The 23,112-nt window shown below is 61.5% G+C and carries 19 protein-coding genes; 1 reads left to right on the top strand and 18 read right to left on the bottom strand.

The window, feature by feature from the left end; genetic code table 11:
* Positions 1 to 133 precede the first annotated feature (133 nt).
* From ygfK to xdhA, 7 genes are all read right to left on the bottom strand, one after another.
* A complete protein-coding gene (gene ygfK, locus Q0063_RS08750; protein ID WP_297871597.1) occupies positions 134 to 3,085 on the bottom strand; it encodes a putative selenate reductase subunit YgfK in 2,952 nt (983 codons plus the stop codon).
* A gap of 95 nt (positions 3,086 to 3,180) precedes the next feature.
* The gene (locus Q0063_RS08755) at positions 3,181 to 3,501 is read right to left on the bottom strand and encodes a hypothetical protein (RefSeq protein ID WP_297871598.1); all 321 of its coding nucleotides are present in this window, start codon (positions 3,499 to 3,501) and stop codon (positions 3,181 to 3,183) included.
* A 1-nt stretch (position 3,502) separates the two neighbouring features.
* Entirely contained in the window at positions 3,503 to 4,846 is a 1,344-nt protein-coding gene (ssnA, locus tag Q0063_RS08760; RefSeq protein WP_297871599.1) for a putative aminohydrolase SsnA, read from the bottom strand.
* Positions 4,847 to 5,153: 307 nt separating this feature from the next.
* Complete coding sequence (locus Q0063_RS08765; RefSeq protein WP_297871600.1) at positions 5,154 to 5,537, bottom strand: metal-dependent transcriptional regulator; 384 nt, start codon at positions 5,535 to 5,537, stop codon at positions 5,154 to 5,156.
* A 328-nt stretch (positions 5,538 to 5,865) separates the two neighbouring features.
* Positions 5,866 to 6,360 carry a xanthine dehydrogenase subunit XdhC gene (gene xdhC, locus Q0063_RS08770; RefSeq protein ID WP_297871601.1) on the bottom strand — a complete coding sequence of 165 codons (495 nt, stop codon included), beginning with the start codon at positions 6,358 to 6,360 and terminating at the stop codon, positions 5,866 to 5,868.
* On the bottom strand, positions 6,360 to 7,241 hold the full coding sequence (gene xdhB, locus Q0063_RS08775) for a xanthine dehydrogenase subunit XdhB (protein WP_297871602.1): 882 nt from the start codon (positions 7,239 to 7,241) through the stop codon (positions 6,360 to 6,362). The genes xdhC and xdhB overlap by 1 nt, the downstream gene beginning before the upstream one ends.
* Positions 7,242 to 7,407: 166 nt before the next feature.
* Complete coding sequence (gene xdhA / locus Q0063_RS08780) at positions 7,408 to 9,702, bottom strand: xanthine dehydrogenase subunit XdhA (protein WP_297871603.1); 2,295 nt, start codon at positions 9,700 to 9,702, stop codon at positions 7,408 to 7,410.
* Positions 9,703 to 9,889: 187 nt separating this feature from the next.
* On the opposite strand from xdhA, the gene Q0063_RS08785 reads away from it, so the two are divergent.
* Entirely contained in the window at positions 9,890 to 10,498 is a 609-nt protein-coding gene (locus Q0063_RS08785) for a nucleotidyltransferase family protein (protein WP_297871604.1), read from the top strand.
* Here Q0063_RS08785 and Q0063_RS08790 read toward each other — a convergent pair.
* The 11 genes from Q0063_RS08790 to Q0063_RS08840 form a co-directional block, all read right to left on the bottom strand.
* Positions 10,485 to 10,877: a hypothetical protein gene (locus Q0063_RS08790; protein ID WP_297871605.1), complete on the bottom strand. Its 393-nt coding sequence runs from the start codon at positions 10,875 to 10,877 to the stop codon at positions 10,485 to 10,487. The genes Q0063_RS08785 and Q0063_RS08790 overlap by 14 nt on opposite strands.
* A 32-nt stretch (positions 10,878 to 10,909) precedes the next feature.
* The gene (xdh, locus tag Q0063_RS08795) at positions 10,910 to 13,459 is read right to left on the bottom strand and encodes a selenium-dependent xanthine dehydrogenase (RefSeq protein WP_297871606.1); all 2,550 of its coding nucleotides are present in this window, start codon (positions 13,457 to 13,459) and stop codon (positions 10,910 to 10,912) included.
* Positions 13,460 to 13,702: 243 nt separating this feature from the next.
* Positions 13,703 to 14,335 (bottom strand): thiamine diphosphokinase, encoded by a 633-nt coding sequence (locus Q0063_RS08800; RefSeq protein ID WP_297871607.1) that lies wholly within the window; start codon positions 14,333 to 14,335, stop codon positions 13,703 to 13,705.
* Between the two features lie 103 nt (positions 14,336 to 14,438).
* A complete protein-coding gene (yihA, locus tag Q0063_RS08805) occupies positions 14,439 to 15,029 on the bottom strand; it encodes a ribosome biogenesis GTP-binding protein YihA/YsxC (RefSeq protein WP_297871608.1) in 591 nt (196 codons plus the stop codon).
* A gap of 138 nt (positions 15,030 to 15,167) precedes the next feature.
* Positions 15,168 to 15,401, bottom strand: coding sequence for a hypothetical protein (locus Q0063_RS08810; protein ID WP_297871609.1), 234 nt, complete (start codon positions 15,399 to 15,401; stop codon positions 15,168 to 15,170).
* A 171-nt stretch (positions 15,402 to 15,572) separates the two neighbouring features.
* A complete protein-coding gene (gene lon, locus Q0063_RS08815; RefSeq protein ID WP_297871632.1) occupies positions 15,573 to 17,975 on the bottom strand; it encodes an endopeptidase La in 2,403 nt (800 codons plus the stop codon).
* A gap of 428 nt (positions 17,976 to 18,403) precedes the next feature.
* The gene (clpX, locus tag Q0063_RS08820; RefSeq protein WP_297871610.1) at positions 18,404 to 19,717 is read right to left on the bottom strand and encodes an ATP-dependent Clp protease ATP-binding subunit ClpX; all 1,314 of its coding nucleotides are present in this window, start codon (positions 19,715 to 19,717) and stop codon (positions 18,404 to 18,406) included.
* Between the two features lie 69 nt (positions 19,718 to 19,786).
* The gene (clpP, locus tag Q0063_RS08825) at positions 19,787 to 20,395 is read right to left on the bottom strand and encodes an ATP-dependent Clp endopeptidase proteolytic subunit ClpP (RefSeq protein ID WP_297871611.1); all 609 of its coding nucleotides are present in this window, start codon (positions 20,393 to 20,395) and stop codon (positions 19,787 to 19,789) included.
* A 141-nt stretch (positions 20,396 to 20,536) separates the two neighbouring features.
* On the bottom strand, positions 20,537 to 21,997 hold the full coding sequence (gene tig / locus Q0063_RS08830) for a trigger factor (protein ID WP_297871612.1): 1,461 nt from the start codon (positions 21,995 to 21,997) through the stop codon (positions 20,537 to 20,539).
* Between the two features lie 90 nt (positions 21,998 to 22,087).
* A complete protein-coding gene (locus tag Q0063_RS08835; protein ID WP_297871613.1) occupies positions 22,088 to 22,768 on the bottom strand; it encodes a metallophosphoesterase in 681 nt (226 codons plus the stop codon).
* A 38-nt stretch (positions 22,769 to 22,806) separates the two neighbouring features.
* Complete coding sequence (locus Q0063_RS08840) at positions 22,807 to 23,106, bottom strand: hypothetical protein (RefSeq protein WP_297871614.1); 300 nt, start codon at positions 23,104 to 23,106, stop codon at positions 22,807 to 22,809.
* Positions 23,107 to 23,112 lie beyond the last annotated feature (6 nt).

Raw genomic sequence — 23,112 nt, forward strand, 5'->3', positions numbered from 1 at the left:
CTTCCCGCGCCCCTTCCCGCGCCCCTTCCCGCGCCCCTTCCCGCGCCCCTTCCCGGCAAGCGCGCCAAAAAACCGGGAGAGGAACAGGTCCCCTCCCGGTTTTCCCTCTTGATTTCAGACGCTCCGCCGGCTCTCAGCCCAGCAGCCAGGCGTACCGGGTCAGCACCGTGAGGATGAACACCTCAATCCCGGCGGGCAGGTCGTTCCCGGCGTTCAGATCGGCCTCGAAGACCTTCCCCTCCAGCCGGACCAGAACCCTGCTCCCGCCCAGGGGCAGGAAGCCCTGATTCTGTTCGCTCTCGTCGAAGCCCTCCCGGGTCCTGAACAGGGTGAACTTATCCCGGTAGGGGGCGGAATCATAGGGGCAGAAAATGGCGCAGTTGCCGCACTCGTTGCACATCCGGTCCACATGGAGAATCTCGTGCCGTCCGTCGGGCAGCTGAATCACCACATTGGCCCGGTTGGGGCACACGTCGGCGCAGACCTGGCACACCACATTGCAGCTCAGGCACCGGTCTCCCTCGCACCTGGCGGACTCGCAGAGAATGCCCTTCCTGGCAATGGCCTCTCCCCGAGAGGTTTTGGCCTTTTCGGGGATGGCGAACCTGTGGGCCTCTCCAATCACGGCATTGGCGAACCACTGGGCGTCCGCGATGCCCTCCACCACCGTGGCGGGGCCCCGCATGGCGTCGCCGCCTGCATAGACGCCTTCCACATTGGTCCTGAAGTCCGGCAGGCCCCTGGCGTCCACGTCGATTCCATTGGCGGTGAATATCTCGCTGTCCACCTTCTCACCCACGGCGGAGACGACGGTGTCGCAGTCAATCTCCACAAACTCGCCGGTGGCCTCCGGCTTCCGGCGGCCCTTCTCGTCGGGCTCGCCCAGCCTCATTTTCTCACAGCGGAGCTTCCCGTCCCTCTGCTCCACCGGGGCCACCAGCTCCAGGAAGCCCACGCCGTCGGCAATGGCCAGCTCCAATTCCTCCGCGTCGGCGGGCATATACTTCCTGGTGCGGCGGTACACCAGCGTGGAGGACCTGGCCCCGGCCCGAAGGGCGGCCCGGGCGGCGTCCATGGCGGTGTTGCCTCCGCCCACCACGGCCACATTGCCCAGAGGCACGTCCTTTCCGGCCTTCATATCCTTCAGCCAGCCGATGACGGGAACCACATTGCCGGGGATGTCCAGCCTTCCGGCCTTCCACGCGCCCACGGCAAAGAAAATGTGGGTGTATCCCTGGGCCTTCAGCTCGGCCACAGAGGGGGCGGGGGTGTTCAGACGGATGTCCGCCCCCATTTTGGCGATGAGGGCCGCGTCCTTGTCGATGGCTTCGTCAGAGATACGGAAGTCGGGGATGACCTGCCGGACTACGCCGCCCAGCCGGTCCGCCTTTTCAAACAGGGTGACGGGAATGCCCGCCCGGCCCACGAAGTAAGCCGCGGCCATACCGGCGGGGCCTCCGCCGATGACAGCCACCTTCCGTCCGTCGGTGACAGGTACAGGGGCGTTCAGCTTGGAGAAATATTCATCATAGCCCCGCTCTGCCGCCACCAGCTTCGTGGCCCGAATCTGAACGGAATCCTCATAGAAATTCCGCGTGCACTTGGTCTGGCAGTTGTGGGCGCAGATAGTGCCGGTGATGAAGGGCAGGGGGTTCTTCTCGCAGATCAGCCGCAGGGCGGAGGCATACTCCCCCTTCCGGCAGAGCTCGATATACTCAGGAATGTCCTGGCCGATGGGGCAGCCGCCCTTGCAGGGGGCTGTGAAGCAGTCCAGCAGGGGCACCTTCTCATAGAGCTTCCGCCGGGGCAGGGGCTTCACGGCCTTGACGTGGTATTTGTCGCTCCTGGCCGCCTGGGCCAGGGCCTCGATGCCCTCCACATCCACGCCGGTGAAGGGCCGGAAGGCCAGCCGGTCCAGCTTGCCGCCAATCTGGACGAAGCGCTGATAGCCGCCGGGCTTCAGCTCCGTCGTCGCCATGGTGATGGGCCAGATGCCCAGGGAAAACAGCCTGTCGATGTTCAGCGCGTCGGCGCCGCCGGCGTAGCTGATGCGCATTTTCCCGCCGAATTCCCGGGAAATGCGGGCGGCCATGGCGGTGGTCAGGGGGAAGAGGGACTTGCCCGCCATGTACATCTCCCCGCTGGGCAGCTCCCCGGCCTTCACGTCCACGGGGAAGGTGTTGGACAGCTTCAGTCCGAACTCCACGCCGTTCCTGTCCGCCAGGGCCTGGAGGCGGCGGAACATGGGCACGGCGTCCTCATACTGAAGGTCCTCCTTGAAATGGTGGTCGTCAAAGGCGATGTAGTCATAGCCCATGCCGTCCAGAATGGACCGGGCGGTCTCGTAGCCCAGAAGCGTGGGATTGCACTTGACGAAGGTGTGGAGGCGCTTCGTCTCAATGAGATAGCCGGCAATCCGCTCGATCTCGTCCGGCGGGCAGCCGTGGAGGGTGGAGAGGGTGACGCTGCCGGAGATATGGGGGGTTATGCCGTCGATGAAGGCCGTTTCGGCGGGGAAGAGCTCCTTCAGCACCCGGATGCACTCCTGGAAAATGGGGGTCCGGGAGGCGTCCGTCATGCCGTTCAGGAAGCCGTCGATTTTCTCCCCCTGGATGCCCGCCAGGTCATAGCCCACGGACATGTTGAAGACAAAGGCGTCGGGGTCTCCCAGACCGTAGACCCTGGCCATGATTTTGCAGGCGCACCAGGCCTTTACATACTCCTCGAAGGCCTGCTGTACGTAAAGCTCCGTGGACCACTCGCAGTTATAGCATTCGTCCTCCGCCAGAATGCAGGGACGGCTGATGCAGGCCGCCAGCTCCGCACCGTCCATCTTCTGGACGGTTTTCAGCTCGAAGAACCGGGCCCCGGCGAAATAGCCGGCGATGATGTTCTGGGCCAGCTGGGTATTGGGTCCGGCGGCGGGCCCGAAGGGCGTTTCAATCTTTTCACCGAAAATCGGCAGGGTTTTCACTCCGGCACGGTAGGGCTTGTGCACGCCAAAGACCGTGCCCTCCGTCTGATATTCGGCGGTCACCCAGGTCATCAATTCCCGGAAGGGAATGGGGGTCATCAGTTCAGACATTATTTGTATCCTCCTGTTTGTAAATTAGGAATGAGGAATGAGGAATTGACCAAGGTATTCGGTCAGACTGCCTCCTGAAAATTTTTGTGAGCACATCATTCCTTATGAGAAGATTCTTCCAGCTGGGAAAGGCGGTCCGTGGCCTCTAAAAATTCCCGGAATTTCACCCAGCAGCCGTGATGGACGGCGGCGTGGCCGCCAGGGTCCTTTCTGCCCACCTTCTCAAAGTGGACCGCCAGCAGCTCCCGGGCCCGCTCCATAGAGGACTCGTCCCGGAAAATCGCCTCGAAGGGCATCCCGATGTCGTGATAATAGGCGAAGAGCACATTGCTGGCCATGACGCCGGGACGGGCGTACTCGTAATTCGCCTCCAGATACCGGATAAACTCCGTCCGCAGGCCCTTGATCTCCAGCATCTCAGTATTCCCTGCGGTTCAGCCGGCCCCAGAGCTTTCTGGAGACCTCCAGAATCTCCGCGTTGACGGCCTCCTCGTCGATTTCCGTCAGCTGGCGGTCCTTCATCAGGACCTTTCCGTTAATCATGGTGGTCTGGCACTGGCGGCCCGTCATGCCGAAGAGCATGTGTCCGTCAATATTGGCGTCGGAGAAGGGGGTGAAGGGCTTATAGTCCATGACGATGACGTCCGCCGCCGCCCCGGCCCTCAGGACTCCCAGCTCCGGGAAGCCGCACCGGGCGGCCATTTTGGCGTTGTTTTTGAACAGCATGTCCGTCACCTCACACCAGCCCACGCCGGGGAGGCAGACGTTGTGCCGCTGGGAGCACAGGGCCACCTTGATGCTCTCCAGCATGTCGTTGGTATAGGCGTCGGTGCCCAGTCCGATGAGAATGCCCTGTTTGTAAAGCTGGAGCACCGGGGAAATGCCCACGGCGTTGCCCATATTGCTCTCCGGATTGTTCACGCACATGGTGTCCGTGGCTTTGATAAGTTCCATTTCGGCGGTGCTGACATGGATGCAGTGGCCCAGTATGGTTTTGGGGCCCAGAATGCCGTGGTCCTGGAGCCGCTGAACGGGACGGCGTCCGTAATTCTGGAGAGAGTCGTACACATCGTTCATGCCCTCGGAGACATGGATGTGGTATCCCGCCCGGCCGGCGTTGGCGGCGGCCATCCGGTCAAAGGTCTTGTCGGAGATGGTAAACAGGGCGTGTCCGCCGAACATGGCTTTCAGCATTTCGGAGGGGTTGGCCTCGCAATAGTCGATGAAATCCTTGTTTTCCCGGACGGACTGGAGGGCCTTCTCCTCGCCGTCCCGGTCGCTGACCTCGTAGCACAGACAGGCCCGCATCCCCATGTCCCGGGTGACATTGGCAATCTCCATCAGAGAGCCGGGAATCTGGCAGAAGGAGGCGTGATGGTCAAAAATGGTGGTGACGCCCTGCTTGATGGAGTCAATCACCAGGGCCCGGGCGCTGGCCCGGGTGGCCGCCAGGTCCAGATTCCGGTCGATGTACCACCACTGACCGTCCAGCACCTCATAGAAATTGGTGGGATTGTACCCGTCAATGGACAGGCCCCGGGCCAAGGCGGAATAGATGTGGGTGTGGGCGTTGATGAGGCCGGGCATAATGACGCCGCCTCTGGCGTCCACAAATTCCGCCTCCGGGTACCGCTCCGCCAGCTCCGCCGTGGTCCCCACGGCCACGATTTTCCCGCCGTCGGTGACGACGCCGCCGTCCGGCAGGTAGCCCGTGCCGTCAGGGTCTCTGGTAATCAGTTTTCCGTTTGCCAGTCGAATCATAAAAAAATCTCCCTTCTCCGTCCTCGCGCCGGACCTCGGCGTCCCGCGCATAAAAGAAAGGCGCCTCAAACCCGCCCTTGGGTTTGAAACACCTATCCCAGGGAAAGACAGGTGCCCCGGCCCGTGCGCGAAGCACTTCGTTGCAGCCATCTTCTCCGTATAGCAGTTATGGACTTATTATACCGGACGGGCCCTCGAAAAACAAGGCCGGCGGCGGAAAACTTTCCTGTCATTTTTTGTGAAAATCTCCGAAAACCACTGGGGTAATACCTCGCCTTTTCGTCGGACCCGTGAGAGGTCAACCCTTTCAAGAGGTCTGCTGGCCGCCCCGTTCCCGGACAAAGGCGCAGATGCGGCCGAAGGTCTCCTCGCTGAGGTCATGTTCCACCTTGCACGCGTCCGCCGCCGCCTGGTCGCAGCCCACCCCCAGCAGCTCAAAAAACCGGGTGATGGTCTTGTGCCGGTCATAGATGCGGCTGGCAATTTCCATGCCGCTGTCATTCAGGGTAATCCGTCCATCGGAGGCCATATTGATATAACCGCTTTCCCGCAGTTTTTTCATGGCGATACTGACGCTGGGCTTGGAAAAACCCAGCTTGTTCACAATGTCAATGGACCGGACCTGACCGCTCTCCTCCTGTAATATCAAAATGGACTCCAGATAGTCCTCTGCAGATTCATGAATGACCATACCGGGGGCCTCCTTCCGCAGGCATCCACTGTTTATAAATTGATTTATTATAGCAGAACCCGCCGGAAAGCGCAAGGTTTTTTGTAAAATCTGTAAGAACCTGTATTCATAGCCGTGGGATGCCGGATGGGCGAGGATTTTTCCTGTCAGACAAGGAGCTTTTCCACAGCAATCCTGACGGATTGCAAGGGAAATCGACGCAGTATGATGGGAAAAAGACCGGCCAGACGGCGTGCAGCGGTTGTGAATACAGGTTCTCAATTCCCCAGCGGCGGGCCGGGAGGACGCCGCCCGGTCCATCCGGTCGGACGGGCCGGGCGGCGCGGGTTCAGCTCTCCTTCCCCAGGCGGCGGAGCATGGTCTTTTTCACCGCCCGGAGGATGTTCTCATAGCCGGTGCAGCGGCACAGGTGGCCGGAGAGGAGCTTTCGGAGCTCCTCGTCTGTATACTCCCTGCCGCTCTCCAGAATCTCCACAGCCGTCAGGATAAAGCCCGGCGTGCAGAAGCCGCACTGAATGGCTGCCTCATCCACAAAGGCCTGCTGAATGTCGCTGAGCTCGCCATTGGGCCCCAGGAGGCCCTCCAGGGTGCGGACCTGCTTGCCCTCGGCCCAGACCGCCAGGTAGATGCAGGAGTTGAAGGCCTCCCCGTCAATGAGAACGTTGCAGGCGCCGCACTCCCCCACCTCGCAGCCCTTTTTCACCGAGGTCATCCGGAACTCGTTCCGCAGCATGTCCGTCAGGCTGGCCCGGACGTCCACCGTCCGCTCCACGTCCTTTCCGTTGAGACTGAAACGGACCGTCTGATATTGGATGGTATGCATCACAGGTCACCTCCCGCCAGTTTCACAGACTCGATGAAGGCCCTCTTGGCGCTCTCCACGGCGATGTGGAGGCGGAAATCCTTTGCCGCCCGCCAGGAATCGCGGGGATGGATGTCCTCCCTGACGGCCTGAGCGAATTCCTCCGCCAGCTCCAGGCTTACAGGCCGGCCCGCGGCCAGCGCCTCGGCATGGGCCGCCCGCAGGGGCACCGGCCCCGCCACGCCGAAGGCCGCCCGGGCCCGCTCCACGGTTTTCCGGTCGGCGGAGAGGCGGACGTTGACGGAGGTCCCCAGCGTTGCGATGTCCATGGCGTTTCGCATGGCGTACTTGATATAGTGTCCAAAGCAGTTTTCCCAGCTCTCTCTGGGGATGAGAAGGGCGGTCTGAAGCTCCCCTTCCCGGATATCCACCTTGCCGGCCCGGATATAGAACTCCTGAATGGGCTGGCGGCGGACGCCGTTGGGGCCGGTGAGCTCCACAATGGCGTCCCAGGCGAAGAGGGTGGAGGCGGAGTCGGCGGAGGTGACGCCGTTGCAGGTGTTTCCCCCGATGGTGCCGATGTTCCGAATCTGGGGCCCGCCCACCTGGTCCACGGCCTCCCCCAGGACGTTGATATACTTCTGAATCAGGGGGTCCCGGGTGATATGGGAAAAGCTGGTCAGGGAGCCGATCCGAAGCGTTCCGTCCTCATCCTGAGAGACGCCCCGGATTTCATCCAGCGTCTGGATGGAGATGAGCTCCGCCCCGGCCCGTTTGCCCTCCCGCATCTGCACCAGCACGTCGGAGCCCCCTGCGATGATCTGGGCCTCGGGATGGGCAAGGCGCAGGGCCACGGCGTCTTTGACGCTCTTCGCCTGATACAGGGCTTTTATATCGTACATAACATACTCCTTTTTCTAATTAGGAATGAGGGATGAGGAATTAGGAATGATCCGGCTGGAACCGCTGGAAAACAGAAATCTTCTGCGGGAAAGCGTGTGGAAGCCGGAATTGGAACGCAGCGGTAAGACTGTCAATTCCTAACTCCTAACTCCTAATTCCTAACTCCTAATTTTCAATCAGTCCCGCTTCCTTGAACTTCCGATACAGCACATGCGGCGTGATGGGGCAGCAGTCGACGGCCACGCCGGTGGCGTTCAGAATGGCGTTGCGGATGGCCGGCGCGCCGGAGCAGGCCGGAGGCTCGCCCAGGGCCTTGGTGCCGTAAGGCGACGTGGGCTCCGGATTCTCCACGAACTCCGCCTGAAGGGCGGGATGGTCCATGAAGGTGGACAGCTTATAGTCCAGCAGATTGTTGTTCAGAGGCCTGCCGGTTTTCTCGTCAAACTTCAGTTCCTCGGACAGGCCGTAGCCGATGGCCATGGACATGCCGCCGTGAACCTGAGCCTCCGCCAGAGCGGGGTTGATGAGGGTGCCGCAGTCGTGGACGTTCACCATGTTCAGCAGCTTCACCTTGCACATGGGAATATCCACCTCCACCTCCGCAAAGGAGCATCCGAAGGAATAGGCGTTGCTCTTGATCTGGGCGGTGGTCTCAGCGGTGATGTGCTGGCTGTGCTCCAGGGAATAGAGACTTTCCGTGGCCAGGTCTCCCAGGGATTTCAGCACCCGGCCGTCGCTCTTCCGGATGATCTGGCCGTCTGCCAGGTCCAGATTGCTCACAGGCATCCGGGTCTGTTCGTGGGCGACGGTCAGAATGCGCTCCCGAAGGGCCTGAGCCGTCTGCATGATGGAAAAGCCGCCGATGTAGGTCTGCCGGGAAGCATAGGCACCGGTGCCGAAGGGGGTCACGTCGGTGTCCTGGGTGGAAACCACATGGACGTCTTTCAGAGGAATGCCCACGGCGTCCGCCACCATTTGGGAATAGGCGGTGTCGCAGCCCTGGCCGATCTCCGTCTCGCCGGTCTGGAACTGGAGAGAGCCGTCCTGATTCAGCACCATCCGGCAGGAGGAGGACTCCAGAGAGATGGGCCACACGGCGGTATTGTACCAGAACACCGCCACCCCCACGCCCCGGCGGACGGGGCCGGTCTGCTGCTGGTATTCCTGATACTTCCGGCGGTAGTCAATGGCCGCCATGCCCTTCTCCATGCACTGGCTGAAGGTGTCGCTGTACAGCTCGTTTTTGGAAAAGCCGTCCACATAGCCCACGGGCATCAGATTCTTCCGGCGGAACTCCAGAGGTGTGATGCCGACGGCCTTGCAGATATCGTCAATGTGGCTCTCCCCGGCAAACATGGCCTGGGGGATGCCGTAGCCCCGCATCGCGCCGGCAGCGGGCCGGTTGGTGTACACCGTCCAGCAGTCGCACTCCAGATTTTCACAGGGATAGAGCTGAGGGAAGGCGTTCATGCCCTTGGCATTGACGCCGTGGCCGTGGGAGGCGTAGGCCCCCTGATTGGAAAAGGATTCGAATTTCCGGGCGGCAAGGGTGCCGTCTGGGCGGACGTAAGAAATGATATGGGTGCGAATGGCGTGGCGGACCCGGTTGGAGACAAAGGTCTCCTCCCGCGTACACTCCAGCTTTACCAGCCGCCCTCCCACCTGCGCGGAGCACCAGGCGCACAGAGGTTCATACAGGGCGTCCTGCTTGTTGCCGAACCCGCCGCCGATGTAGGGCTTGATGATGCGGACCTTGCCCCAGGGGATGCCCAGCGCCTGCCCCACCACCCGGCGCACAATGTGGGGAATCTGGGTGGAGCTGACCACCACCATCCGGCCCGCCTCCTCATAGGCGAAGCAGCCGTGATTTTCAATGTGGCAGTGCTGGACCGTGGGGGTGTCATACCAGCCTTCGACCCTGATCAGGCCGGGCTCCTGCCGGGCGGTCTCGTAGTCCCCCCGGCGGATGTCGGAGTGGGCCAGAATGTTATGGGGATACTTCTCATGAAGCTGGGGAGCGCCCTCCTCCATGGCCTTCTGGACGTCCAGCTCAAAAGGCAGTTCCTCATACTCCACCTTCAGGGCCCGGACCGCCTGGGCCGCCGCCACCTCGTCCTCGGCAATCACCGCGGCTACTTCGTCGCCGTAGTAGCGGACATGCCGGTTCAGCAGCAGCCGGTCCGCCACATCCTGATGGTGGGGGTCCGTCGACCAGGGGTGGCCTGCCGTGGGAAAGGGGATGTCCGGCACGTCGAAGCAGGTCAGGACCTTCACCACGCCGGGGATCTGTTCCGCCGCCGTCTTGTCGATGGACGTCACGAAGCCATGGGCGATGGTGGAGTGGCAGATTTTCGCCACCAGCGCCTCCCGACCACAGAGATCGTCCGTATATTTGGCCCGGCCGGTGGCCTTTTCATAGGCGTCCACCCGGGTCACGCTTTTGCCGACGCTTTTGCTCATGGGAACCCTCCTTTTTCAGACACAACACAGGGGATAGAAGATCAATATGGGAAGAAAATTTGCGTTTTTGTCAAAAGCAGGATATACTAAGCGGGAGATACGGATATTCCGCCGCGGAACCGCTTGATGACGGAATCTCTTCTGTCTCCTCGTTTCTGTCTTAACAAAATAACAATTGGGGGATGCAATGGATACATTGAAATTGGGCTGTGTGGTTATGGCGGCGGGGAATGCCGCCCGTTTTGGGGACAACAAGCTGGCGGCGGAGCTCCAGGGCCGGAGTCTGATTCATCGCGCCTTGGAGGCAGTGCCCTCCAAGATGTTCAACACCGTGGCCGTGGTGACTCAATACCCGGAAATCATGGAGCTGGCCGCAGAATTCCAGTTCACCGCCGTCTGTAATGAGCACCCGGACTGGGGCATCAGCCACACCATTAAACTGGGCCTTGACGCCCTGGGGGACTGCAGCGGGGCCCTCTTCCTGGTCAGCGACCAACCCCTTTTGAAGCGGGAGACCGTGGCGGCGCTGGTGCGGCTGTGGGAGTCTCAGCCGGAGAAAATCGCCGCATTGGCGCACGACGGCGTCCGGGGCAATCCCTGCGTCTTTCCCGCCCGGCTCTTTCCGGAGCTGAGGGAGTTGGAGGAGGACCGGGGCGGAAATACCGTCATCCGACGGCACGAGGCGAATTTAATCCTTCTGGAAGCGGCGGAAGAGGAGCTGACCGACGTGGATACGCCGAGGGCTATGGAAGAGCTGAGCGCAGAACGTGAACAGAGAAGATTCAGGGGGCGGTAACGTCCTCTGTTTCTTTTTTGTCCCCAAAGTCCGCGATTGCTTCGTCCACCTCCGGATTGTTCAGGGTTTTTGCGTAGTTTATCAGCCACGCAAGCGCCGCCGGAAAAGCCGCCCGCAGCAGTTCTGCCGCCCTCCGAAACTCCCACTCCTGCCATTCCGGTTCCTGAAACAGACACGACGGGACCACCTTGGGGAGATGTGCGGCCACCCAGTCCGGCGGCAAACGCAGCATCTCCCGCCGGGCCGCCTCGATGTTGGCGGCGTTCTGGCTGAGGCAGCCGGTTTCCAGAATCTCCCGCAAAACCGCCTCCGCCGCATCTTCCGGAAAGGTCTCGATTTCGGAAAGCCGTTTAGACGCCCCCAGACAGAAACGGTCCATGCGCTCCCACAGCCGCCGTTCGTAATCGCTGGTCATTTCCGGGTGTAGGGCGTATTGTCCAAAGGCAGGGCCGTGCGGAACCGTCCGTCGTAGCGGAAATAGGCGTCGGCAATAGCGGGGGCAGTGGGAATGGAAGTGATCTCCCCAATACCGATGGCTCCGCAGGCCACATCCAGCCCCTCCTTTTCCACGATAATGGGCACGATCTCCGGGATCTGATTGGCCCGAAACAGGCCCAGGGTGCCGAATTTTGCCGTGGGCTTGCAGTCTGTCAGAGGATAGCGTTCTGTCAGGGCGTAGCCCATGGACATGACCACGCCGCCCTCGATCTGTCCCTCCACGGACAGGGGATTCACCGCCCTGCCTACGTCATGGGCGGCTATGATCTGTTTCAGCCTGCCCTCGTCGTCCAGAACGCACACCTGCGTGGCGTAGCCATAGGCGATGTGGCTGACGGGGTTGGGCACGTCCGCCCCCAGGGGGTCCGTTTTGCCCAGGTACTCGCCATAGAATTCCTTCCCGTTCAGGCTCTCCAGCCCCGCGGTCTCCAGGGCGGAGCGCAGGTCCTGACAGGCCCGGCGGCAGGCCTCGCCGGTAAACAGGGTCTGACGGGAGCCGGAGGTGGTGCCGGAATCCGGGGCGGAATAGGTATTGGACCGCTCGTAGACAATCTGTTCCGGTCCCAGACCCGTCTGGGTGCAGACCATCTGGGTCAGCACGGTGCCCAGACCCTGGCCGATGCAAGAGGCCCCGGCGAAAATGTGGACCTTTCCGTCCTCCACTGCCAGACGCACCCGGCCCGTGTCCGGAATGCCCACGCCTACGCCGGCGTTCTTCATGGCACAGGCGATGCCGGCATAGGGCGCGGCGTCATAATAGGGCTTCACCGCCTCCAGTGTTTCCGCCAGACCGGTGGACGCATCCACGATCTGGCCGTTGGGCAGCTCCTGCCCGGGGCGGATGGCGTTGCGCCAGCGAATTTCCCAGGGGCTGATGCCCACAATGTCCGCCATCTGGTTCAAAAGACTCTCGATGCAGAAACAGGTTTGGGTGACGCCAAAGCCCCGGAAGGCCCCGGCGGGGGGATTGTTGGTGTAGTAGGCCCAGCCGTCAATCTCAAAGTTCTGGTAATTATAGGGCCCGGCGGCGTGGGTGCAGGCCCGCTCCAACACCGGCCCGCCCAGGGAGGCATAGGCCCCGGTGTCGGCAATGACCTCGGCGGCCACCCCCTGGATGATGCCGTTTTCGTCGCAGCCCAGAGAGAATTCCATCTCCATGGGGTGACGCTTGGGATGGATCAGGAGGCTCTCGGCCCGGGTCAGCTTCACCTTCACCGGTCGCTTGGTCAGGTAGGCGATAAGGGCGGCGTGATGCTGGACCGTCACGTCCTCCTTGCCGCCGAAGCCGCCGCCCACCAGACAGTTGCGGACTTTCACCAGTTCCGGCGGCAGACCCAGCATCTTCATGGTCTCGTGCTGGGTGTCATAAGCGCCCTGGTCGGTGGAGAGGATCATGACCCCCTCCCCGTCAGGGTAGGCCACGGCGCACTCCGGTTCCAGAAAGGCGTGTTCCGTCCAGGGGGTGGAAAACCGCTGGGTCAGAACGTGCTTGCTCTTGGCAATGGCCTCCGCCGGGTTGCCCCGCTGGATGTGCTTGTGGGCCAGCAGATTTCCCTCCTGGTGTACCAGGGGTGCGTCGGGCAGCATGGCTTCCCGGGGGCTGCGGACCATGGGCAGCTCCTCATAGTCCACCCGTACCAGAGACTTGGCCTGAGCCAGGATTTCCGGCGTTTCAGCAGCCACCAGACAGATGGCGTCCCCCAGATAGTGGGTGATGTCCCCCACGGCGATCATGGTGTCCCAGTCCTGTTTCAGATGGCCCACCTTGTTGCTGCCGGGCACGTCGGCGGCGGTGAACACCCCCACCACGCCGGGCAGGGCCTCGGCCTCTTCCGTGTGAATGGCCAGCACCCGGGCCCTGGGATATTGGGAACGGACGGCGCTGCCGTAGATCATGCCGTCCAGATAGATGTCGTCGGGATAGACGCCAGTCCCCGTCACCTTTTCCTCCACGTCCACCCGGGGGACCCGTGCACCAAGAGACCAGTCTCTGGGGCTCTCCGGCACGGTCCCGGTCCGGAAGCACTCCGCCGCCAGCAAAATGGCGTCAATGATCTTGACGTATCCGGTGCAGCGGCAGATGTTGTTCCGAATGGCAAAGGCCGCCTCCTCCCGGCTGGGATTCGGATTCATGTCCAGAAGGCCCTTGGCGCACATCACCATGCCGGGAATGCAGAATCCGCACTGGACCGCCCCGGCATGGCCGAAGGCATATGTATAGACCTGTTTCTCGAACTCCGTCAGGCCCTCCACCGTGACGACGCTCTTTCCCTCCAGCTTGTCCGTCTGAGGGATACAGGCCCGGGCGGCCTTTCCATCAATCAGCACCGTACAGGTGCCGCAGGCCCCCTCGCTGCATCCGTCCTTTACGGAGGTCAGGCCCAGGACGTCCCGCAGGAAGCGGATGAGCTTCTGGTTTTTCTCCACGGTCACAGGTTTGCCGTTTACGGTAAATGCTGCCATAAATACTCCTTGCCCCGTGCCCGCTCCGGTCCCACGGTATTTGTTGATTTCCGGAAAGGTCGACCTTTCTGATATTGTTCATTATACATGAACTTTCTGCAATACACAACAACACTTTTGTCATATCGTTATTCTATCTTTAGTCTAACGGTGTACCCCTGCCGGGCAAACAGCCGGCCGCCTGCCCCATACGGAGCGGCGGCCAGCCTCCTTCTTTATGCAGTTCCCCGCCGGGAAGCGTCCTCATGCCAGAGGCGGCAGCTCCCAGCCCACCGCCAGAGCGCCTCTCCTGACGGAGACCCGGGCCGAGGGCTCCACGATGTGGTTGCTGACTCCCAGGGGAAACTCCGGCGTCAGCACGGCATTGCTCAGGGGATACTGGACGCCGGACTCGTCCACGCCCTCCGCCCGGTCCCCCAGGCAGAACACCGAGAGCAGGCCCCATTCCACCGTCCTCGCCACACGGACCTCCCCGTTTTCAATGACCGTCCAAAGGAAATCGTTGTCGAACAGGAAGCCCAGGGCCCCCCGGCGGCGGAGGAAGAGGAGGGACTGGAGGTTGGCCAGGGTGTGGTCCAGCCGCCTGCCGCCGGTGCCGCCGTAAATGAGAAAATCCGTGCAGCCCCGCTCCAGCCCCGCCCGGAGAGCGGCCAGGGTATCGGTGTCGTCCTTCTCCACCGGCAGGCGGCGGACCCGGGCGAAGTCCGCCGGGGGCTCCATAGAGTCGAAATCCCCCACCAGCAGGTCCGGACGGATGCACTCCTCCAGACAGACCCGGTAGCCCGCGTCTGCGGCGACGATGAAATCGCCGGAATCGCCGGGGCGCTCCCGCAGACCGTAATAGCTTCCGGCGGCAAACACAAAGCAGCGTTTCATAGGGTCCCACCTCCTGTTTCTCTGTGCGGCAGGCGGCGCATCTCCCAAGGTCCCCGAAACGCTCCGGGGCCCCGAGGCATGTTCCGCAGGCCGCTCATCCGCGTCAGCTCTCGCAGGCGGCGTTCAGCAGCCCTATCAGCTCCTCTTTTCCCGTGCCCTTTTCCGCGGAGAAGGGGAGCAGCACGTCCCCCTCCCCCAGCTCCAGGGTCCCGCGAATCAGAGCCAGAGCGGGCTCCACCTGGCTGCGCTTCAGCTTGTCCAGCTTGTTGGCCACGATGAGCTCTGGGCAGCCCGTCTCCCGGAACCAGCTGTGCATCGTCACGTCGTCCGCCGTGGGCTTGTGGCGGATGTCCACAATCAGCACCCCGGCGGTCATACGGGCCTCCTGGAAATAACACTCCATCAGCCGGCCCCAGCGCTCCTTTTCCGCCCGGGAGACCTTGGCGTAGCCGTAGCCCGGCAGGTCCACCAGGTAGGCCCGCCTGTCCACGGAAAAATAGTTGATCTGGGTGGTCTTTCCCGGAGAGGACCCCACATAGGCCAGGTTCTTCCGGCCCACCAGCCGGTTGATGACAGAGGATTTTCCCACGTTGGACCGCCCCGCGAAGGCAAACTGAGGCAGTCCGTCCCAGAAAAACTGCTCCGCTCCGGCGGCGGACCGGACAAATTCCGCTTTTCCAAAGTTCAGAGGCATACAGACTCCTTTTCTTCTTTCGTTTCGACAAATCCCAATTCGTCTTCATGTTCCTGATGTTTCTATGCTCAGAGCAGGTGAATATTTATAAATCCTGGTCTCCGGAATAATCTGCGGGTTCGTTTTGAAACCCGGAATTTATAAATATCCGGGCTTTTTAATTCCACACTTATCCCGAATATTTTTAAGCGATTTAGAAAACAGCTCTACATTTGCTTCATCTTTATTTCCACATAATTCTCCATACAATGGACAATTTGCACAGTAAATATTTTCTTCCACATAATCGCACAATGACAGAAAGGCATGATACAGCCGCCTAACATCATCCTTTTTCAATACTACACCATCTTCCATACAGGCTTTTTCCATTGAGGCTGCCTCCTAAACCGCCGGTTTACATATAACTATGCCACACAGGTCAGAACAGGTCAGAATTTCGAAAACAAGATATTTATTCAACATATTTTAATAGGAATGGGCACACAATGCCAAATTGGGTCTTCGACAAAAGGCCGGAATTCCCGGCCTTTTGTTCGTTCTTCACTGGCGCAGCGCCGGTTCGCTCTCCCGGCCCAGAGGCGCAAATGCGCTCACATGCTCCGACACCTCTTCCCGCACCGGGTCCGGCTCCGGAACCAGCGCCTCGGCAAAGACCTGGTCCACCGTCTCCACCGGCACAAACCGCAGCGCCGCCCGCACCGTCTGATCGATCTCCTCCAGGTCCCGGACGTTGTCCTTGGGAATCAGCACCGTGCCGATGCCGCAGCGGAGCGCGGCCATGGTCTTCTCCTTCAGCCCGCCGATGGCCAGCACCCGGCCCCGGAGGGTCACCTCTCCCGTCATGGCAATGCCCGCCTTGATCTTCCGCTCCGTCAGAGCGGAGAGCATGGCGGTAGTGACGGCGATGCCCGCCGAGGGCCCGTCCTTGGGCACGGCCCCCTCCGGGAAATGCACGTGGATGTCCTTGGTCTTGTAGAATTCCGCCTCGATGCCCAGCACCGCGGCCCGGCTTCTGAGGCAGCTCAGCGCCGCTTGGGCGGATTCCTTCATGACGTCTCCCAGGTTGCCGGTCAGCTCCAGCTTGCCGGTTCCCTCCATCACATTGACCTCCACCTCCAGAATCTCGCCGCCGCTCTCCGTCCAGGCCAGACCGTTCACCACGCCGGTCTCCTCCTTCTCTGTGTGAACGGCAGGGGGATAGGGCTGGCAGTCCAGCAGCTTGGGAAGCGCTTCTTCCGTCACGGTCAGGCGTTTGACGCCGCCCCTCAGCAGCGCCATGTCCGCCTTGCGGCACAGGGCCGCCAGCCGCCGTTCCAGAAGGCGCACGCCGGATTCCCGGGTATAGTCCCGGATGATGGCCCGCAGCACGTCGTCGCTGACCCGCAGGGCGGTCTTCTTCAGTCCGTGCTCCGCCATCTGCTTGGGCAGCAGGTTCCGCCGGGCAATCTGCACCTTTTCCTCGTCCGTGTAGCTGGAGAGACGAATCACCTCCATCCGGTCCAGCAGAGGCCGGGGGATGGTGTCGGTGGTGTTGGCGGTGGTGATAAACATGACCCGGCTCAGGTCCACGGGGACCTCCATGTAGTGATCCCGGAACGCGTGGTTCTGCTCGCTGTCCAGCACCTCCAGCAGGGCGGCGGCGGGGTCTCCCCGGTAGTCGCTGCCCAGCTTGTCAATCTCATCCAGCAGCAGCAGGGGATTCATGGAGCCGCCCCGGATGATGGCCTCAATGACCCGTCCGGGCATGGACCCTATGTAGGTCCTGCGGTGGCCCCGGATGTCCGCCTCATCCCGGACGCCCCCCAGGCTCAGCCGGGCCAGCTTCCTGTTCAGCGCCTTGGCCACGGAAATGGCAATGGAGGTCTTGCCCACCCCCGGCGGGCCCACCAGGCAGAGAATCTGCCCCTTGCCCTCGGGGTTCATCTGGCGCACCGCGATGGTCTCCAGAATCCGTTCCTTCACCTTTTCCAGGCCAAAGTGGTCCTTTTCCAGCGCCTTTCGGGCGGCGTCCACGCTGACCCGTTCCCGCGTCTCCTGATTCCAGGGCATTTCCAGGCACACGTCCAGATAATTCCGAATCACCGAGGCCTCGGCGCTGCCGTAGGGCTGGCGGGACAGCTTATCCACCTCTTTCAGCAGGCGGCGCTCCGTTTCCTCCTCCAGACCCAGGGCCTGAATCTTCTGGCGGTAGGCGTCCAACTCGTCGTCCTCATCCTCCCCCAGCTCGTTCTGAAGCACCCGAATCTGCGTCCGGAGAATCTGGTCCCGCTGGGTCCGGACCAGCTGGTCCCGGATTTTTCCCTCCATCTCGTGCTCGAAACCCAGGATGTTGCACTCCCGGGCCAGCAGGCCGTTGAGCTTCCGCAGACGGACGAAGGGGGAGGGCTCCTCCAGAATTTCCTGCTTGTCCGTGTGGCGCAGGGCGATGTTCTGGGCGATGAAATCCGCCAGATACCCCGGGTCCCGGCAGTCCATCACCGTGGCGGCCACCTCGTCCGCCACGCTGCCCGCCATCTGGGCATACTCGCTGAACAGATTCCAGGTCTGCCGCAGCAGCGCTTCCGTCCGGGGGCTCCGGGCCTCCTTCTCGCCCCCCTCATTCAACAGCTCCACATTGGCCTGGAGATAGGGCGTGGCCTGCCACAGCCGGCGCAGCCGGGCCCGCTGGCGGCCCTCCACCACGCAGCGGACAGACCCGGCGGACAGCCGCAGAATCTGCCGGATGCGGGATACCGTGCCGATGGCGTAGAGATCCTTCTCCTCCGGCGCTTCCACGCTGACCTCCCGCTGGGTGACCAGAAAGATCTCCTGCTCCGCCTCCATGGCCCGCTCCAGCGCCAGAATCGAGGCCCGGCGCTCCACATCCAGCGTCAGGTTCATGTGGGGAAATACTGTGAGACCCCGAAGGGCCAGAACGGGGACATTGATGGTAATTGCTTCCATTTCCATAGGATTGCTCCTTTCCAGGGGCCTCTTTCTCTCTTTATGTTCCCTGCGTCTTTCTGATAATATCCAATGTGCCTGAGCAGCCGGCCGCCATGTACCTTCCCCGCCGGCTGAGCCCGGAGGCTCTCCGCTTATAACCGCTAAACAGGACGGACCATGCTTCCGGCTGTATATACAAAAAGGAATCACCCGGCAGGAAAATTACTCTTTGCATAAGAATTTCCTTTTCCCCGGGGCAGAAGGGGGCCGCAGACGCCGGATGCTCCCCCGGCGGGTCCGCCGGACGGCATGGGGCTGCGTATCCCCGTCCGGCCCTTCGGCCTGGTTCACCGCACACTCCTCCGTCTCCGGCAGAACCGGAGTGAACCGCCATACACGATGGACCAAAAAGAGGAAGGGGGCCCCTTCCTCTTTTCGCTCACTGTTCAAGACGCCGACTTCGGGGATGACTTGCGGGACTTTCCGCCCTTGCCGGTGTTCAGTTTTACGGAATAGTTGATTTTGTCCGGGTTCCGGGTCAGTGTGGGCTGGCCTTTGCCCTCCACGCAGTCCCGGGTTACCACAGCCTTGACGATAGTGGGGTCCGAGGGGATGTCGTACATAATCTGAGTCAGCATCCCTTCCATCACCGCCCGGAGGCCCCGGGCGCCGATGTTGCGCTCAATGGCCTTGTCTGCGATGGCGTCCAGCGCCTCTGGCTCAAAGACCAGCTCCACGTCATCGTATTCCAGAAGCTTTTTGTACTGCTTCACCAAAGCGTTCTTCGGCTCCTGGAGAATACGCACCAGATCCTCCCGCTTCAGGGCGTTCAGTGGCGCAATGACCGGCAGACGGCCCACCAGCTCCGGAATAATGCCGTATTTCAGCACGTCCCGGGGCTGCACATCGTGGAGAATCCTGCCCAGGTCCTTGTCCTTCTTCCCCTGGACATTGGCTCCAAACCCGATGCTCTTCTGATCCAGCCGCTTTTCAATGATCTTCTCCAGCCCGTCGAAGGCCCCGCCGCAGATGAACAGGATGTTCTTGGTGTTCATCTGGATAAACTCCTGGTGGGGGTGCTTCCGGCCGCCCTGGGGCGGCACGTTGGCAATGGTGCCTTCCACGATTTTCAGCAGCGCCTGCTGTACACCCTCGCCGGAGACGTCCCGTGTGATGGAGGTGTTCTCGCTCTTCCGGGCAATCTTGTCGATTTCATCCACATAGATGATGCCGTGCTCCGCCCGCTCCACGTCGAAGTCCGCCGCCTGGAGCAGACGCAGGAGGATATTCTCCACATCGTCGCCCACATAGCCGGCCTCTGTCAAGGTGGTGGCGTCGGCAATGGCGAAGGGGACCTTCAGGATGCGGGCCAGCGTCTGGGCAAACAGGGTCTTGCCGGAGCCGGTGGGGCCCAGCATCAGGATGTTGCTCTTCTGGAGCTCCACATCCTCGTCTCCGCCGAAGAAAATGCGCTTGTAGTGGTTGTAAACCGCCACGGACAGGGAGATTTTGGCCTCCTCCTGCCCAATGACATACTGGTCCAGAATGTCCCGGATCTCCCGGGGCGTGGGGAGCTGATCCGGAAGATCCTCCAGGGGATCGGGGCCCAGGGGCTCATAGCCGTCGCTTAAAATACTCATGCACAGCTGGACGCACTCGTCGCAGATGCGCACGCCGGGGCCCTGAATCATGCGGTGTACCTGCTGCTCATGCTTGCCGCAGAAGGAACATCGCAGGGTCTTCTTGCCGTCGTCGCTCATACTTATTACTCCTCAGCTCTTGCTATCTCTATGCCTGACATGGTGCGGGGTCCGCGCCGTCCGGGGGACTCAGCCCTCGGACTCCGGCTTTTTCTCCGACTTGTTCACCAGAATCTTGTCAATCAGACCGAATTCCCTGGCCTCCTCGGCGCTCATGAAGTTATCCCGCTCGCAGGCGGCGGTAACCTCCTCAACGGAGCGGCCGGTGTTCTCCGACAGAATGCGGTTCATCCGCTTCTTGATGGTCTCCAGGCGCTTCAGGTGAATGGCCATATCGGTAATCTGTCCCTGCGTGCCGGCGGAAGGCTGGTGGATCATGATTTCCGCGTTGGGCAGGGCGATGCGCTTGCCCTTGGCGCCGGCGGAGAGGAGGAAGGCGCCCATGCTGGCGGCCATGCCCACGCAGATGGTGGAGACGTCGCACTTGACATACTGCATGGTATCATAGATGGCCATGCCGTCGGTGACAGAGCCTCCGGGGCTGTTGATATACAGCTGGATATCCTTGTCGGGGTCCTGGGCCTCCAGATACAGCAGCTGCGCCACAATCAGGCTGGCGGTGGTGGCGTTGACCTCCTCCCCCAGAAACACGATGCGGTCGTTCAGCAGGCGGGAAAAAATGTCATAAGAGCGCTCTCCGCGGTTGGTCTGCTCCACAACATAAGGGACTAAACTCACTTTCATAACCTCCAGTCTTTTCCGGGCAGGCCGCCGTTTTCAGCCCGCGGACATGCCCAATAAACCATTTTCCCATGATACCACAGGCGTCATGGGAAAATGTGTCGAATCTGTTAAATGTATCCCGGAAAAGATTCGGGCTTATTCGCCGTGATTCTCGCCGCCCTCGGGCTTTTCGGCGTCCTCAGTCTTTTTCTTCCGGGTCCGCTTGGGCTTTTCGGCCGCCTCGTCGGCAGGGGCCTCCTCGGTTTTCTTCTTCCGGGTCCGCTTGGGCTTTTCAGCGGAGGCCTCCTCGGCGGGAGCCTCCTCAGCGGGCTTTTCCTCCGGCTTGACGGCGATAGCGTTCTCCACCACGATATCCACGGCCTTGCGGCTGCACAGCTGATCCCGGATGGTATCGGTCTGGAGATACTTCTTCACCATCTCCACGTCCATGCCGAACTGGTCGGCCATCCGCTTGAACTCGGCCTCCACGTCCTCATCGCTGACGGTGATGTTTTCCGCCTTGATGATGGCGGCCACGGCCAGATCCATCCGAACCTGCCGCAGGGCGGGCTCCCTGGCGTCCTCCAGAATCTTGGCCTCGCTCATGCCGGTCAGCTGGAGATACTGGTCATAGGGGATGCCCTGCTGGGCCACCTGGGACTTGAAGTTCTCCAGGAACTGCCGGGCCTGTCCCTCCACCATGGCATCGGGAACCTCGGCGGTAACGCCCTCGGCCACCTGGGTCATCAGCTCGTCTTCAAACTCCCGGTCGATCTCCTTCTGCCGCTCCTCACTGATTTTCTTCTCCAGGTCGGCCTTCAGCTCCTCCAGGGTGTCGAACTCGCTGACGTCCTTGGCAAAGTCGTCGTCCATGGCCGGGACTTCCTTCTCCTTCACGCTGCTGCACTTCACCTTGAAGACCACCGCCTTGCCGGCCAGGTCCGCATGGTAATCCTCGGGGAAGGTGATGTCGATATCTTTTTCGTCGCCGGCCTTCATGCCCACGACCTGCTCCTCAAAGCCGGGGACAAAGCTGCCGGATCCCAGCTCCAGACTGTGGTTGGTCCCCTTGCCGCCGTCAAAGGGCTTGCCGTCCAGGAAGCCCTCGAAGTCAATCACCGCGGTATCGCCCTCTCTGGCCTCCCGCTCCACGGTCTCCAACCGGGTATTCCGGTCGGCCAGGGCCTTCAGGCGGCGCTCCACATCCTCGGCAGCCACCGACAGCTCCGCCCTGGGGGCGGACAGGCCCTTGTACTGGCCCAGTGTCACCTCGGGATACACGGGTGCGACAGCCTTGAAGGTGAAGCCCTGCCGGGTGCACTCACCCACCAGCTCCACGGCAGGGTATCCCACTACCGGAAGCTCCTTTTCCTTCACAGCCGCCTCATAGGCGTCGGGGAAGGCAATGTTGATGGCCTCGTCAAAGAAGACCGACGGGCCGTACATGCCCTCGATGACCTTCCGGGGGGCCTTGCCGGGACGGAAGCCAGGCACGTTGATCTTGCCCCTCATCTTCCGATACGCCTTTTCCATGGCGGCTTCAAAGGCCTCCGCCTCCACCTCAATGGTCAGCGCAACCTGACTTTTCTCAACTTTTTCACAGCTTTTCACACTCATGATGTCTTTTCCTCCGTTCATCGCCGGCTGACAGCCGGTGCAAGATGGTATTTTAACAGAAAAATTTCAAAAATGCCAGTCTTTTTTCCATCAATCGCAAATTTTTTTCGGGACAAAACCCAAATGGTCGGCGGAGATCAGGGAAAAGTCCGTCCCGTCCCGTTTTCCCTCCCATCTCCGGCGGATGGCGTGGCCGTGGAGATGCCCGTAGCAGCAGAGGCGGACGTGGTATTTTTCCAGTGTTTCCAGAATCTCCGGGCACTCATAGCCCTGGTAGAGAGGCGGATAGTGCAGGAAGCAGAGGGCGGGGCGGTCCCCCGCCGCCTTCAAAGAGGTCTCCAGACGCCCCACCTCACGGTTCAGCACCTTTACATTATGGGCGTCCTCCTCCAGAAACCAGCCACGGGTTCCGCAGACGGCAAACTCACCATAGAACACGCAGCCGTTGTGGAGCATCTCCAGGGTGCGGATGCCCTTCTCGTCAAAAAAGCGGTGGAGCTTGGCGGCGGTGGTCCACCAGTAGTCGTGATTGCCCTTGACCAGGTACTTTTGGCAGGGGAACCGGTCCAGAAACCTGAAATCGGCCTCCGCCTCTTCCAGCGTCATCCCCCAGGAGGTATCCCCCGCCAGCACCAGAACATCCCCGGCGTCCAGCCGGCCCAGGGACTCCGCGATGCGCTCCGTATAGCGCTCCCAGGCAGGGCCGAACACCTCCATGGACTTGTCCGCCGTCAGGGAGAGATGCAGGTCTCCCATGGCGTAGAGGGCCATAGGCGCCCCTCCTTTTCCGCGTTTTGCCGGGTCCGGCCTCAGCCGCCGGTTCCCGGGTTCTCTTCATCGTCGTAGACAATGGTGTGGCCGCAGTAGCGGCAGACGCCGCCGGTTCCCCTCCGGACTCTGGGGATGCTGGACAGGCTCTGTCCGCAGCAGGGACAGCGCAGCTTTTCCTGACACACCACCGCCCCGGCCAGAAACGCCCCGGGCAGCAGCCACGCCGGAAGCCCCGCCCCCAGCAGCAGAATCAGCGCGATGGACAGCGGCAGTCCCGCCGCGCAGACCCAATAGGCCCGGGCCCAGCTCCGTTTCAGCGGCTTGACATTTCGGTTCATCCCTCC

The sequence above is a fragment of the uncultured Oscillibacter sp. genome, assembly GCF_947654275.1.
Classification (GTDB): Bacteria; Bacillota; Clostridia; order Oscillospirales; family Oscillospiraceae; genus Oscillibacter.